The organism is Bacillus cereus group sp. BfR-BA-01383 (assembly GCF_022663495.1).
Taxonomy (GTDB): Bacteria; Bacillota; Bacilli; order Bacillales; family Bacillaceae_G; genus Bacillus_A; species Bacillus_A cereus_AU.
Map to the genome: position 1 here is coordinate 254,346 of NZ_JAKUFP010000001.1, position 12,753 is coordinate 267,098.

The following is a 12,753-nucleotide window of genomic DNA, read 5'->3' on the forward strand; positions in this document are numbered from 1 at the left end:
TTTCAGCTTTATATTACATACTCCGAAAGATGTACCGAATAGCGTTTCTTTTTATAAACTTTTGCTCTCGTATTGTCGTTATTGAAGAAGGTGCCTTCTTAAATTTTTGGCAAGAAAAAAAGACCAACATTTTCCTGTTGGTCTTTCGTATATGTATCACTTTTCAAAGCGATCTAACATCTCGTCTCTCATTCCGAAACTAACTACCGCAATTCCTACATACATAAACAGAAGGAATGCCGGATGAACTGTGTTGTACCAGCTGCTATCAACGATTAAATAAATCGTTAATGCCACAACAAGAACAAACGCTAAGATAAACATATAAAAGTGTCTTGTACTACCCATGATAAACTCCTCTCTTCTCACTTCACCATTCAACAGTATATTGTATCGAATAATTCGATATGACTCAAGGTTAACTTTCTGTTATGTAATCAAGTTCTACCTTTACAATGTCCTCACACGCTATTGAAATGATCGTTCCCTGTTTATCAATTGCTGTCACTTCTCTATTGTCCATTACACGATGCGCGACTCTTTCTAGCACTTTCCCTTGGTCTCGGTAACAAAATTCTTTTATATCTTTAATTGTTTCTCCATTTTCTAAATGGTATACCATTCTATAACACCGATATCCCACACTTTCACCCCCAAACTTGCTCGTTTTTTCACATATACATAAAAATGAGTAATTTTTGCCTCATCACATCTTCTTAATTTCAATAAAATTCTAACAAAAATAAATACTTTTATCAAACCGACTTTTTCAACAAAATCACCTATGAAACTGCTTCTTTACAGCAATATGAAACAAAAAATATAAATTTTTAACATTTTTTCACTATTTCTGCACAAATTCTCCAAACAAAAAAAGAACCCGCATATAGCGAGTTCTTTTCATTCCCATCAAACTTGTACAGGAGCTAGCTTTTCATAACGTAAAACAGGTTTACGTGCAGCCATTGTTTCGTCTAAACGTTTAATGACTGTAGTATGCGGTGCTTCTTGTACAACTTCTGGATTTTCTTCTACTTCTTTAGCAATTTGAATCATCTTATCAATGAAACCGTCTAATGTTTCTTTTGATTCTGTTTCTGTTGGCTCAATCATAATACATTCTTCCACATTTAATGGGAAGTAAATTGTTGGTGGGTGGTACCCGAAATCAAGCAGACGTTTTGCAATATCTAATGTACGTACACCAAGTTTCTTTTGACGACGACCTGATAATACAAATTCATGCTTACAATGTCTATCGAACGGAAGATCATAGAACGGAGCTAATCTTCTCATCATATAGTTTGCATTTAATACAGCATACTCAGTTACTGCACGTAATCCATCTGGACCCATAGAACGAATGTATGTGTATGCACGAACGTTAATTCCGAAGTTACCATAGAATGGTTTCACACGCCCAATTGCTTCTGGACGATCGTAGTTGAAGTGATAACCATTTTCTGTTTTCTCTAAAATTGGTTTTGGTAAGTACGGAATTAAATCAGCTTTCACACCTACTGGACCAGAACCTGGGCCGCCGCCGCCGTGAGGACCTGTAAATGTTTTATGAAGGTTTAAATGCACAACGTCAAATCCCATATCTCCTGGGCGCGCTTGGCTTAATACTGCATTTAAGTTTGCACCATCATAGTATAATTTACCGCCTGCGTTATGGACGATTTCTGCCATTTCTAAAATATTTTCTTCGAATAGACCTAATGTATTTGGATTTGTTAACATAAGTGCTGCTGTTTCTTCGTTTACAACACGTTTTAAGTCTTCTAAATCCACAAGGCCATGTTCATTTGATTTTACTGTAATTGTTTCAAAACCAGCTACTGTTGCAGACGCTGGATTCGTTCCGTGAGCAGAGTCAGGAACAATTACTTTCGTACGGTTAAAGTCACCATTTGCTTCATGATATGCACGAATTAACATTAAACCTGTCCATTCTCCGTGCGCACCCGCTGCTGGTTGTAATGTAACAGTATCCATACCTGTAATTTCAATTAAATGTTCTTGTAAGTCGTACATTAATTCCATTGCACCTTGCACTGTTTTTTCATCTTGAAGTGGATGAATATTTGCAAAGCCTGCAAAACGAGCTACATTTTCATTAATTTTCGGATTATATTTCATCGTACAAGATCCAAGTGGATAGAATCCAGAATCTACGCCGTGGTTACGGTTTGAAAGCGCTGTGTAATGACGCATAATATCAAGTTCAGATACTTCTGGAAGCTCTGCATCTTCAACGCGAATATAATCGCTCTCAAACACATCTTCTAGTTTCACTTCTTCTACATCCATTTTGGGTAAGCTATATCCTACGCGTCCTTCTTTACTCACTTCAAAGATAAGTGCTTGGTCTTGGTTCTTCATTGGATAGCCCCCATTTCGTTTACAAGTGTGTCAATTTCCTCTTTTGTACGAAGCTCAGTTACTGCTAAAAGCATATGATTTTCATACTCTTTATAATCACGGCCTAGGTCGTAACCACCGATAATATTCTTTTGTAGTAATACATCGTTTACTTCTTTTACTGGGCGTTTGCAATCTACAACGAACTCATTGAAGAATGGTCCAGCAAATGTAACTGTGAAGCCTTTCGCCTCAAATTGACGTTTTGCATATTGTGCTTTAGAAATGTTTTGACGTGCCATTTCTTTCACACCTTGTTTACCAAGAGCCGTCATTGCAACTGATGCTGCTAATGCATTTAACGCTTGGTTTGAACAAATGTTAGACGTCGCTTTATCACGGCGAATATGCTGTTCACGAGCTTGTAACGTTAATACAAACCCACGTTTACCATCTGAATCTACAGTTTGTCCAACAAGACGTCCTGGAATTTTACGCATAAATGCTTTCGTTGTTGCAAAGTAACCACAGTGCGGTCCACCAAACTGCGTTGGGATACCAAATGGTTGTGCATCACCGATTACAATATCAGCACCAAATTTTCCTGGTGGTGTTAATGCGCCTAATGATAATGGATTTGAAGAAACAATAAATAATGATTTTTGTTGATGAACGATTTTTTCGATATCAGCTAACTTTTCAACTTGTCCGAAGAAGTTTGGATATTGAACGATTACACAAGCAACTGTATCGTCTACTTCGCTTTGTAATACATCTAAATCTGTTACACCATCTTTATGATTAATTTCAACAACTTCAAGATGTTGACCTTTTGCATATGTTTCAAGTACTGCTCTTGATTCTGGATGAACTGCCGCTGATACAAGAATTTTCTTTTTACGAGTATGGCCAGCTGCTAACATTGCCGCTTCAGCTAAAGCTGTACCCCCGTCATACATAGAAGAGTTTGCTACATCCATTCCTGTTAATTCACAAATCATTGTTTGGAATTCAAAAATCGCTTGTAATTCCCCTTGTGAAATTTCTGGTTGATATGGTGTGTAAGCTGTATAAAACTCTGAACGAGAAATAACATGATCAACAATTACTGGAGCGTAATGATCGTATACGCCTGCTCCTAAGAAAGAAGCGTATTCTTTTAAATTAGCATTTTTACTAGCCATTTGAGATAACTCTTTTAAAAGCTCTGGCTCTGATTTTGCTTCTTTAATTTTTAAATCCCCTTTAAAACGAACACTCTCTGGAATATCAGAGAATAACTCATCAATCGTTTGAACGCCGATTGTTTGTAACATTTCTTTTTTGTCTTCTTCTGTCATTGGAAGATAACGATGCAACATGAAATCTACCCCTCTCCCCGTTACTTTGAACGTTTATAAAATGGTGTTGGAACAACTACTGCTTTGACGCGTTTATTACGAATTTCAATTTCTACTTCTGTATCAACTGCTGCGTATTTTACATCAATTAGTGCTAAACCAATGCTTTTCTTTAACGTTGGAGATTGTGTACCACTCGTTACTTCCCCGATTTTTTCTTCTCCTACAAATACAGGGTAATGCGTACGAGGAATACCACGTTCGATTACTTCGATGCCGACTAATTTACGAGATGCACCGTTTTCTTTTTGCTCTTTTAACGTTTCTTTTCCAAAGAAGTCTGCTTCTTTATTTGGTTTTACCGCAAAGCCAATTCCAGCTTCAATCGGTGTAATATCTTTTGATAATTCTTGACCATAAAGTGGTAATGTTGCTTCGAAGCGAAGTGTATCACGAGCACCTAAACCACATGCTTTTAAGCCTTCTTCTGCTCCCACTTCAAGAAGTTTCTCCCAAAGTTTTGCAGCATCTTCACTCTTACAGTAAATTTCAAATCCATCTTCACCTGTGTAACCAGTACGAGATACAAGTGCAGGAATTCCATCTACAAGAATATCGTTTTTAAATTTAAAGAACTTAATTTCTTTCAAATCTTCTGACACAACTTTTTGTAAAATGCCTTCTGCTTTTGGTCCTTGAATTGCAAGCTGTGCAACTTCACTAGAAACATTGACTACTGTCGCATCGCCAATTACATGACTTGCTAACCATTCGTAATCTTTCTCGATATTTGATGCATTGATTACTAATAAATAGTCTTCTTCACCACGTTTGTAGATTAATAAATCATCTACTGTACCACCATTTTCGTAGCACATAGCTGTATATTGTGCGCCCCCTACCTTTAAGGTAGATACGTCATTTGTAACAACACGTTGTAAAAATGCTAAACTATCTACACCTTTTACCTCAACTTCTCCCATATGAGACACATCGAACAAACCTGCCGCTGTACGTACAGCTTCATGTTCTTCTTTAATGCTTGAAAATTGAACTGGTAATTCCCAACCACCAAAGTCGATTGTTTTTCCACCATACTTCGCGTATACATCAAATAACGGTGTACGTTGTAATGTAATCATGCTCTTTCCCCCTTATGCTCTGACAAATCAATAAAAGTTGTTTCCCATATCTAAACATTTTCATTCTGAAAAGATAGGATATACGGGATCTCATCATATTTTTTTATGAAAGCGTAAATAAAAAGTTACTTTCTTGGATAAAATACGAAAGATTCCATACATTTCACACCATTATCCTAACATTATTCGCTATATTTCATCAATATTCTAGCATAAAAAATAATTTAGAATTTTTTATTCTTAATCTTATTAAATACAACTTTTGGGATTTACCCCTTTATTCTTGCTTATTCTTTAACTTTTAGTAATTGTGATAGTGCCTTATTAAGAGGCTTATAATAAAGATTTTTTAATAATCACTTTAGTTTATAAAAGGTGGGAGCGTCTGAATGAATGTCGATATTTCCGTAGATCGAACGTGGCAAAATAATTTTTTAAAAAGAATTGATGAAGATGGCCCTTGGACAAATTGGGATTTATATCAATTAGCTTATAAAACTGAAAAATCATTACTCGTCCCTACTTTTGATGGATTACAAGCACCAAAACACTTATCACATTTCACGCCACTTCCGCATCAATTAGAAGTCGCTCAAAATGTTATTGAACAAATGAATGGTAAAGCGATTTTAGCAGATGAAGTTGGACTTGGAAAAACAATCGAAGCTGGTCTTATTTTAAAAGAATATATGGTGCGGGGACTTGTCAAAAAGGTACTCATTCTCGTTCCAGCTTCTCTCGTTTCTCAGTGGGCGTATGAACTAAACACAAAGTTTTTTATTCCTGCGGTCGCTCAAAAGAAAAGTTATTCTTGGGAACAAGCTGATGTCATCGTTTCATCAATCGATACTGCAAAACGTTCGCCGCATCGCGATATCGTTTTAAACTTAGAATATGACCTTATTATTATCGATGAAGCACATAAACTAAAAAATAATAAAACAAAAAACTATGAATTTGCACAACGATTAAAAAAGAAGTTTTGTTTATTACTAACCGCTACTCCTGTTCAAAATAAAATTGATGAAATCTTCAACCTCGTTTCTTTATTAAAACCAGGGCATTTAGGTAATCAATCTAATTTTGAAGAATATTACGCTTCAAAAAATCGTTCAGCTGAATCAGATGAAGATTTAAAAGCTCTCATCAACAAAGTAATGGTCCGAAATAGACGCCATAATACTGGAATTGATTGGCCAAAGAGGCATGTACGAACAATATTCGTTGAATTTAATGAAGAAGAGCAAGCTTTGTATAATGGAATTGAAAATTGGCGAGGACAAGATGCCTTCACATCCGCTTTTTCATCGTTAACTTTAAAGCGGGAAGCGTGTAGTAGTCGTGAAGCTGTGTACTATTCATTAAAAAAACATGTAGAAAAAAGACAGAAAGAAAATGAACATTACATAAAAGATCCGCATATCGATGTACTTATGGATAAAATTAATCATATTCCTTTCAACTCAAAAGCAAATAAAGCTTTGGAAATTATAAAAGAAATCAACGATAAAGTCATCATTTTCACTGAATATCGAGCGTCACAAATGTATTTGCAATGGTTCTTACAACAACATGGTATTTCTTCTGTTCCATTTCGCGGTGGATTTAAACGTGGAAAAAAAGATTGGATGAAGGAACTTTTCCAAAATCGTGCTCAAGTGTTAATCGCAACCGAAGCCGGCGGTGAAGGAATTAACTTACAGTTTTGTAGCCATATGATTAATTATGACTTGCCATGGAATCCAATGAGACTCGAACAAAGAATTGGGCGGATTCATCGTCTTGGACAAAAAAATGATGTTCATATTTATAACTTGGCAACAAAACATACTGTTGAAGAGCATATTTTAAAACTACTGTATGAAAAAATTAATTTATTTGAACGAGTAATCGGCGAACTCGATGAAATTTTAACGAGAATCAACATGAAAAATATCGATGCGCATATTCAAGAAATTTTCGCACAGTCAAAAAGCGAAGGAGAAATTCGAATCAAAATGGAAAATTTAACATCTATTATCGACTTTGCGAAGCGCAATGAAGCTGAGGTGCAGGACTATGCAGCAAAATGAAATTCATAATTACTTATATAAATTTTTTGAGGCGAATAACTGTGAAATTTTAAAACGTTCTCCTCACTTATTAGATGTACAGTTAACAATTGAAATGGATAAATTATTAATGAACCGCCCTTTTTATTGGCACTATCTTGAGAAAACAGGAGGCGTACCGAATCCGATGCGCCTTACTCTTATTACAAATCCAGAAAATGAAGAAAATGACGGTGAGCTTATTCACTACGGTTCACCACGTCTACATCAAATATTCCAGACAACGAAAGAATTAGGCTCTTACATACGCTTATACGAGGAAGTGAAACATAACGGGGCAACACATACCCCACTCCATCCTTGGCTCGGTGTAAATATAAAAGTGTCCTACCAATGTGATCGAAAAAAAGACATCCTTCACTCTATCGGTATTCATCTCATCTCTGGAACAATGATTGCAAACTTTCATGAAACATTAACAAGCATTAAACTTATACCAAAAATACCTGACTTTTGTTTTACGCTCTCTCCTATCATTAAACCTCAAAGCGGTTTACAACGTATAGAGGACGCTTTAAAAAATATAATTGCAGAAGATGACCATACGTGGGCAAAAGAAGCTAGAGTGCGTTGGAATCATGATCTCGACCTTTTAAATCGATTTTACGAAGATAACGATGAACTTCCTGAAAGCTATGAAATTGAAAAGCAAGCATTGCAAGAACAGTACGAACCACGCATTACAGTGCAAATAATTAACGGTGGTCTTTTTTATGTTACCGCTAATCATTTTCTCTCTTAAAAAGCTCCTTCTGCTTTAGAAGGAGCTTTCTTTTGAGTTATCCTCTATCACCATTGCGCTCTTGCTGTTTTTTCTCTGCCATACGTTTCTGATATGCACGATCCTTTGCGCTCACATGATTTGCATCAGTTGGAAGATTTTCTTTTGAGCGTCCAATTCCATTACTCATCTTTTCCCCTCCTTTTTTCATGCTTTAAAATACACCTTTATTTTCAGCTAGAGGCACAATACTTATACAAAAAAAATAAGAGCAGCTATTAGCTACTCTTACTTCTTATTCATTCACATATTTTTGAAACATATCATGGATGCCTTGATTTACTAGATTCGAGATCTGCGCGTCAGATTTATTCGGATAACGATCACGCAATCTGATAGATGCCTTCACCATTAAATTTTCTAATACAGAACGGCCACCTTCTCCATAAATAATTTCAGCATACTTAACAAGCCTTCCATCCTCTAATGTTGCTGGATTATGATTGAAGAAAAATTTACTCATTGTCTCCACCTCTCTCTTTGATAACGTTTACATTTATATAATTTATTTATGTTATTTATTTCACAATATTGTATGCGTGTATATATAATTAGTTTCATTATAAAATAACATATCGATAGTAAGTATGTGATTTTTCGTCCATTTTGTGAACAAAATCAAAAATGAAAGCGTTTCCTTTATTATATACTAAAAAAACTTACTACGCTAGGGGCAATTTTTTCAATCTACTAATCATATACTTTTTCTTTTTCCAACAAACCTTATATAATTTTCAGAAATTATATTATAAAATATATGTATGACTTAAGGAGGAACTATATGAATCAAAATAAAAAAGCTATATTAGATATCGTATTTTATCTCGTTTTTCCATTCCTCATTTGGAAATTTGCAAAGCCCTATATCGATCCTTATTACGCAATGTTAATCTCATCTGTTCCTGGGATTATTTATACACTGTATATGTTTAAGAAAGAAAAACAATTTAACGTGACAGGGTTCTTTATTTTAATCACACTCATCGCTAATACAACAGTAGATTTATTATCCGGATCAGCTGAACGAATGTTATGGAATGATGCATATTATCATATCGCACTTGGCTGCATCGTTATATGTACAATCTTTATAAAAAAACCACTAATGTTATATTTCGCAGCGGATATCGCCGCACTACAAGGTCACGATCGTGATAAAAGTCGTGAGCTTTACCGTGATAGTCGCATCTATCCGGCACTGCAATATTTAACACTATTTTTTGGGCTTCAATTTATATTAAAAAGTTTCTTAAAAATCTATTTCATCTCTGTTTTCGGTGTTGATGGCTACGGTGAAATGAGAGCAATTATGACCGCCATTGGCTGGGGTATTTCTATTTGTATCGGAATAGGATTCGTATGGGTCAACAATAAAATACATGCAGTTACTGAGGAAAAAGAATCCGTGCAATAAATAAAAATCCCCAAGTAGTATGATACTACTTGGGGATTTCCATTTTGCTAGACATATGACTAAAAGTTAACTTGATTTTTTCCTTTTATTTTTTACGTTTCGATACAACAAAGTAGCACTCAGCGGCATAACACCAAACCATTTATTCAAAAATGGCTCTTTTTCAGCACGACGTTGTTCCTTCTTTTGTTTACGATCTTCTTTTGGCGCATCCATATACGACACAAACTGCTGCGTCACAAAGCGAACATAATCATTAGTAGACATATTATCATCACCTCTACTTGATTAGTATGTCCACTTTTTTATTCATTAATCTTTTCCTTTAACTCATTCATAATTTGCTTTACCGACTTATTTGTCGTATCGATATGAATATGAGCTTCTTCATAATAAGCTCGGCGCGTTTCAAATTTCGTTACAAATGCATCAATATCTTTCTTCTGAAATAGTGGACGTGTCGTATCTTCACGAAGTCTTTCTGCAATTACATACGGATCGCAATATAAATACACGACAGTTCCGTTCTCTTTCATCCACTTTCGATTTTCCGCTCGTTCAATAATTCCCCCACCAGTTGTAATAATGACATTATGAACCGGTAGTGAACGTAACATTTCACTTTCATAATCCCGAAAAGCCATTTCACCTTCTTCGGCAAAAATATGCCGAATCTCCTTCTCTTGCTTCTCTTCAATTTTTTGATCTGTATCTACAACATCCATATGAAGCTCTTTACTTAACGCTTTTCCAATTGTTGTTTTCCCAGCTCCCATATAGCCGGTTATGTATATAGATTTCATTCTCGTCCCTCTCAATCATCCTTTATTATTTGTTATTATAACGAAAGATGTTACTTTATTTAATCAAAAAAACGTTTTGTTCTTCTTATAAAATGAAGAACAAAACGTAATATACTCACTTTTACTTATAAGTACCTCTTCTTACCCACTGCGTTGCAATCCATTTCTCGCCTTTCGTTACAGGTGCTCCTCCATGTAACGTAAGCTCATTTAGTGATTGATCTTGATAAAAATACTCAAAGTATACTGCCATTCCTTTTCTAGGATGTACAGAAAGATTTAATTTCGGAAAGAATGTTTCTCCGCCTTCTTCTACATCATTTAAGTACATCACAAGAGTACTTATACGATTATTAGCAGCTGACCTACTGTGTTCCGCAAAATAATCATAGTGAGCTTTATATTGTTGATCCACTTCATAATTTAAAATGTGCAATCCTTCTCCATGTGCTACAGGAACATTCATGATAGATGAAATTCGTTTTTCAATCTTCGAAGTAAGCTCGTTGTCTTCCAAAAATGCACCGCTACTCGTTCGAATATCATTTACATCACGTGATGAACCAACTTTAGAACGTTTCATTTTATTTTTAGACAATTCAATTAATTCTTCACACTCTTCATCACTTAGTACATTCCCTAATACGACAATAAGAGGTTCTTCGAATTTTGAAATAATTTGTATTTCTCTATCCTCTGTCATAATCGTATTTCCTTTATGATCAAAAATAGTTTGTTCCTTATGTTCACCTATTTGATTGTTATTTGTCATTTCCTTATCTCCCTAGAAAAAATGATTGGATAGCATGAATATATCATACTCTTTCTACCTTTCTCTTATTTGAGAAAATTTAAACTTTTAATCGTTGTATTTACCCATTTCTTCTACGGAATTTCCTCACTCACTAATAGAAAATCATGGTTTTTATCCATATATTTTACATATTATCCTTCTATCCAATCGAATATTTTCTCATCCTTTTTTCTATACCGAAAGCTCACTGTATAGAAAACTTCCTGCTTGATTTTGCACTGCAACGAAATGAGGACCATATCATTTTCAAAGCCGTACTTTCCACTTGCTTCTCCCTTTTCATATTGAAAGAAAAATGTACCATCTTGTTCTGTTTTCTGTAGGTCTACTTTTATATCTGTAATTGCTCGATTCATTAGTTCATCCATTAATAACTTTTGCTCTATTTCAATATAAAAATTTTTATCTGTTAGCAGCATATTCGTTTCGTACACAAAAAAAGAAGTTAATAAAGCCAGTAGAATAATTGTTCCTGGCATTATAAACCCCTCTTGGTTTCTCATACATCCATTCCCATTACGCTATATCTTACAGCCACACCTTCATGTGTTTTTCCGCTAATATCTTTCACATATATAGATAACAAATGAGGGGTTAGTTTATACGAAACCATGCCAACCTTTTGTAATATAACTTCCCTCCCGCGCATATTTATTTTCCTTATAAGTTGACTATTTGCTTTTTCATACGTCACTTCATCCCCATTACGCAGTTGGAAGCGCAAAACACTATCTCTATTTTCAAAAATCATAATTTCCCCAAATGATACTTCACGAAACTCCAATTGTACTTGACCTAAAAACACATCCCACTCCCAATCACTCAATCCCTTTTGTGCATTTTCCATCCCTATAAACTGAAGACGTGGCAAGAGTAAAAAAAACATCGATAAAAGAAACAAACACACTATTATTTCTAGTAATGTAAAGCCCGCTTCTAATTTATTTTTTTGCCTGCATAAAAGCATTGTTCCATCGCTCTTTCTTTCACATCTTTCCACATAGCACAAACTTCATTTCCTCCCCAATATGTGTAATATACAATACCGTTTACAACTTTTTCCTTTACTCGTTTTTCTTCATTCTCGTACATATATAAAGCTGCTTCTTTTTTTAATAATACAAATGCCTTATAGCGGATTTGTATATTTTTTCTTTCTTGCATAACCAATACTGTTTGCGGCAGTAGTAACGATACCGCCATCATTAATAAACTTAATGCCACAAGCATTTCAGCCATTACCGACCCCTTTTGGCATTTCACGATACGTAAATCTCCCTCTTCCAAGCTGAAATACAATTTCATATTTATAACTTCGATACGAAAGTAAAATCGTACCACCTCTATTAATATTCCCGCTCGGATTATATGTCATCGGATTTGGAAACGTATGCAAATCAATCTGCATATCATTATCATAGTCTCTCTTGACGATAAAATGCTTCGTACCTGATTCCCCTATATAATACATATTTCTCTCTTTATGCCATCGTAATGTATAGTGTTTTTGACGGTTTATCGCTAATTGCTGCATATATAATATATCATTCGAAAACTGTCTCAAAAATTGTTCGATTTTTTGTCTTTCATATAATGACTGAACGTTAAAATACGTAACTACACTTAATACAGAAATAGCGAATAAAACGAGTAACATTTCTAACAGAGTAAACCCTTTTTGTTTCACAATGTCCTAATTGATACTGTGCCATCATCTGAAATATGAATAGATTCACCATTTGGACACTTATCAGCTGTAATATACTTTCCATCTGTTAATTCTTTTAACGAAGGAATTTTATTATGTTGTAATTGGTATACTTGTATTTGTGCTTCTATAGACTTCACGTAGGCCGTACATCCTTTTCCTTGAACCGATGAGCGCTGTGTAACTACATTCGGAATAATTAATAGTAATAATACAGTTATGACAACCATAACTAACAGCATTTCTAACAGAGTAAATCCTTCCTCATTCTGCATG

Annotated in this window: 18 protein-coding genes and 1 pseudogene; 4 read left to right on the plus strand and 15 right to left on the minus strand. The window is 34.9% G+C overall.

Translation table 11 applies throughout. The features are described from left to right. Nucleotides 1–156 precede the first annotated feature (156 nt). From MR065_RS01480 to gcvT, 5 genes are all read right to left on the minus strand, one after another. Complete coding sequence (locus MR065_RS01480; protein ID WP_000535934.1) at nt 157–348, minus strand: hypothetical protein; 192 nt, start codon at nt 346–348, stop codon at nt 157–159. Nucleotides 349–418: 70 nt separating this feature from the next. Continuing rightward, on the minus strand, nt 419–622 hold the full coding sequence (locus MR065_RS01485; protein WP_000262494.1) for a DUF3929 family protein: 204 nt from the start codon (nt 620–622) through the stop codon (nt 419–421). 287 nt (nt 623–909) lie between these two features. Next, nucleotides 910–2,385: an aminomethyl-transferring glycine dehydrogenase subunit 2 gene (gcvPB, locus tag MR065_RS01490; RefSeq protein WP_097902653.1), complete on the minus strand. Its 1,476-nt coding sequence runs from the start codon at nt 2,383–2,385 to the stop codon at nt 910–912. After that, nucleotides 2,382–3,725 (minus strand): aminomethyl-transferring glycine dehydrogenase subunit 1, encoded by a 1,344-nt coding sequence (gene gcvPA, locus MR065_RS01495; protein WP_242212246.1) that lies wholly within the window; start codon nt 3,723–3,725, stop codon nt 2,382–2,384. Before gcvPA ends, gcvPB begins: the two co-directional genes overlap by 4 nt. Before the next feature lie 20 nt (nt 3,726–3,745). Beyond that, nucleotides 3,746–4,846: a glycine cleavage system aminomethyltransferase GcvT gene (gene gcvT, locus MR065_RS01500; RefSeq protein ID WP_242212247.1), complete on the minus strand. Its 1,101-nt coding sequence runs from the start codon at nt 4,844–4,846 to the stop codon at nt 3,746–3,748. Nucleotides 4,847–5,235: 389 nt separating this feature from the next. On the opposite strand from gcvT, the gene MR065_RS01505 reads away from it, so the two are divergent. Continuing rightward, nucleotides 5,236–6,918 (plus strand): DEAD/DEAH box helicase, encoded by a 1,683-nt coding sequence (locus MR065_RS01505; RefSeq protein ID WP_097902656.1) that lies wholly within the window; start codon nt 5,236–5,238, stop codon nt 6,916–6,918. After that, nucleotides 6,905–7,699, plus strand: a complete 795-nt coding sequence (locus MR065_RS01510) for a YqhG family protein (protein WP_242212248.1) — start codon at nt 6,905–6,907, stop codon at nt 7,697–7,699. Before MR065_RS01505 ends, MR065_RS01510 begins: the two co-directional genes overlap by 14 nt. A 37-nt stretch (nt 7,700–7,736) precedes the next feature. On the opposite strand, the gene MR065_RS27405 is transcribed toward MR065_RS01510, so the two are convergent. After that, entirely contained in the window at nt 7,737–7,868 is a 132-nt protein-coding gene (locus MR065_RS27405; RefSeq protein ID WP_097902658.1) for a hypothetical protein, read from the minus strand. A gap of 105 nt (nt 7,869–7,973) precedes the next feature. Then, nucleotides 7,974–8,201: a hypothetical protein gene (locus tag MR065_RS01515; protein WP_097902659.1), complete on the minus strand. Its 228-nt coding sequence runs from the start codon at nt 8,199–8,201 to the stop codon at nt 7,974–7,976. A 72-nt stretch (nt 8,202–8,273) separates the two neighbouring features. On the opposite strand from MR065_RS01515, the pseudogene MR065_RS01520 reads away from it, so the two are divergent. Together MR065_RS01520 and MR065_RS01525 are read left to right on the plus strand one after the other, a co-directional pair. Continuing rightward, nucleotides 8,274–8,391 (plus strand): annotated as a pseudogene (locus MR065_RS01520) (GTP pyrophosphokinase). 128 nt (nt 8,392–8,519) lie between these two features. Beyond that, nucleotides 8,520–9,152, plus strand: a complete 633-nt coding sequence (locus MR065_RS01525; RefSeq protein ID WP_242212249.1) for a VC0807 family protein — start codon at nt 8,520–8,522, stop codon at nt 9,150–9,152. A gap of 66 nt (nt 9,153–9,218) precedes the next feature. Here MR065_RS01525 and MR065_RS01530 read toward each other — a convergent pair whose 3' ends face one another. The 8 genes from MR065_RS01530 to comGC all read right to left on the minus strand — a co-directional run bounded on the left by MR065_RS01530 (nt 9,219) and on the right by comGC (nt 12,752). Continuing rightward, entirely contained in the window at nt 9,219–9,419 is a 201-nt protein-coding gene (locus MR065_RS01530; protein WP_097902661.1) for a YqzE family protein, read from the minus strand. A 38-nt stretch (nt 9,420–9,457) separates the two neighbouring features. Further along, the gene (locus tag MR065_RS01535) at nt 9,458–9,955 is read right to left on the minus strand and encodes a shikimate kinase (RefSeq protein WP_242212250.1); all 498 of its coding nucleotides are present in this window, start codon (nt 9,953–9,955) and stop codon (nt 9,458–9,460) included. A gap of 121 nt (nt 9,956–10,076) precedes the next feature. Next, nucleotides 10,077–10,727, minus strand: a complete 651-nt coding sequence (locus MR065_RS01540; RefSeq protein ID WP_098268091.1) for a 2OG-Fe(II) oxygenase — start codon at nt 10,725–10,727, stop codon at nt 10,077–10,079. A gap of 173 nt (nt 10,728–10,900) precedes the next feature. Then, nucleotides 10,901–11,272: a competence type IV pilus minor pilin ComGG gene (comGG, locus tag MR065_RS01545; protein ID WP_098268092.1), complete on the minus strand. Its 372-nt coding sequence runs from the start codon at nt 11,270–11,272 to the stop codon at nt 10,901–10,903. Further along, on the minus strand, nt 11,269–11,736 hold the full coding sequence (gene comGF / locus MR065_RS01550; RefSeq protein WP_242212311.1) for a competence type IV pilus minor pilin ComGF: 468 nt from the start codon (nt 11,734–11,736) through the stop codon (nt 11,269–11,271). Before comGF ends, comGG begins: the two co-directional genes overlap by 4 nt. Continuing rightward, nucleotides 11,706–12,008 carry a competence type IV pilus minor pilin ComGE gene (gene comGE / locus MR065_RS01555; protein ID WP_242212251.1) on the minus strand — a complete coding sequence of 101 codons (303 nt, stop codon included), beginning with the start codon at nt 12,006–12,008 and terminating at the stop codon, nt 11,706–11,708. The genes comGF and comGE overlap by 31 nt, the downstream gene beginning before the upstream one ends. Next, a complete protein-coding gene (comGD, locus tag MR065_RS01560) occupies nt 12,001–12,456 on the minus strand; it encodes a competence type IV pilus minor pilin ComGD (RefSeq protein ID WP_242212252.1) in 456 nt (151 codons plus the stop codon). Before comGD ends, comGE begins: the two co-directional genes overlap by 8 nt. Then, the gene (gene comGC, locus MR065_RS01565) at nt 12,453–12,752 is read right to left on the minus strand and encodes a competence type IV pilus major pilin ComGC (RefSeq protein WP_242212253.1); all 300 of its coding nucleotides are present in this window, start codon (nt 12,750–12,752) and stop codon (nt 12,453–12,455) included. Before comGC ends, comGD begins: the two co-directional genes overlap by 4 nt. Nucleotide 12,753 lies beyond the last annotated feature (1 nt).

Excerpts from the sequence above, each read along its gene's own strand:
- MR065_RS27405 (WP_097902658.1), bottom strand. The coding sequence starts at position 7,868 with ATGAGTAATGGAATTGGACGCTCAAAAGAAAATCTTCCAACTGATGCA.
- comGE (WP_242212251.1), bottom strand. The coding sequence starts at position 12,008 with ATGGCTGAAATGCTTGTGGCATTAAGTTTATTAATGATGGCGGTATCG.
- MR065_RS01505 (WP_097902656.1), top strand. The coding sequence starts at position 5,236 with ATGAATGTCGATATTTCCGTAGATCGAACGTGGCAAAATAATTTTTTA.
- comGF (WP_242212311.1), bottom strand. The coding sequence starts at position 11,736 with ATGCTTTTATGCAGGCAAAAAAATAAATTAGAAGCGGGCTTTACATTA.
- MR065_RS01540 (WP_098268091.1), bottom strand. The coding sequence starts at position 10,727 with ATGACAAATAACAATCAAATAGGTGAACATAAGGAACAAACTATTTTT.
- MR065_RS01515 (WP_097902659.1), bottom strand. The coding sequence starts at position 8,201 with ATGAGTAAATTTTTCTTCAATCATAATCCAGCAACATTAGAGGATGGA.
- MR065_RS01480 (WP_000535934.1), bottom strand. The coding sequence starts at position 348 with ATGGGTAGTACAAGACACTTTTATATGTTTATCTTAGCGTTTGTTCTT.
- MR065_RS01530 (WP_097902661.1), bottom strand. The coding sequence starts at position 9,419 with ATGTCTACTAATGATTATGTTCGCTTTGTGACGCAGCAGTTTGTGTCG.
- MR065_RS01535 (WP_242212250.1), bottom strand. The coding sequence starts at position 9,955 with ATGAAATCTATATACATAACCGGCTATATGGGAGCTGGGAAAACAACA.
- MR065_RS01525 (WP_242212249.1), top strand. The coding sequence starts at position 8,520 with ATGAATCAAAATAAAAAAGCTATATTAGATATCGTATTTTATCTCGTT.
- comGG (WP_098268092.1), bottom strand. The coding sequence starts at position 11,272 with ATGAGAAACCAAGAGGGGTTTATAATGCCAGGAACAATTATTCTACTG.
- gcvPB (WP_097902653.1), bottom strand. The coding sequence starts at position 2,385 with ATGAAGAACCAAGACCAAGCACTTATCTTTGAAGTGAGTAAAGAAGGA.
- MR065_RS01485 (WP_000262494.1), bottom strand. The coding sequence starts at position 622 with ATGGTATACCATTTAGAAAATGGAGAAACAATTAAAGATATAAAAGAA.
- comGC (WP_242212253.1), bottom strand. The coding sequence starts at position 12,752 with ATGCAGAATGAGGAAGGATTTACTCTGTTAGAAATGCTGTTAGTTATG.
- gcvT (WP_242212247.1), bottom strand. The coding sequence starts at position 4,846 with ATGATTACATTACAACGTACACCGTTATTTGATGTATACGCGAAGTAT.
- MR065_RS01510 (WP_242212248.1), top strand. The coding sequence starts at position 6,905 with ATGCAGCAAAATGAAATTCATAATTACTTATATAAATTTTTTGAGGCG.
- gcvPA (WP_242212246.1), bottom strand. The coding sequence starts at position 3,725 with ATGTTGCATCGTTATCTTCCAATGACAGAAGAAGACAAAAAAGAAATG.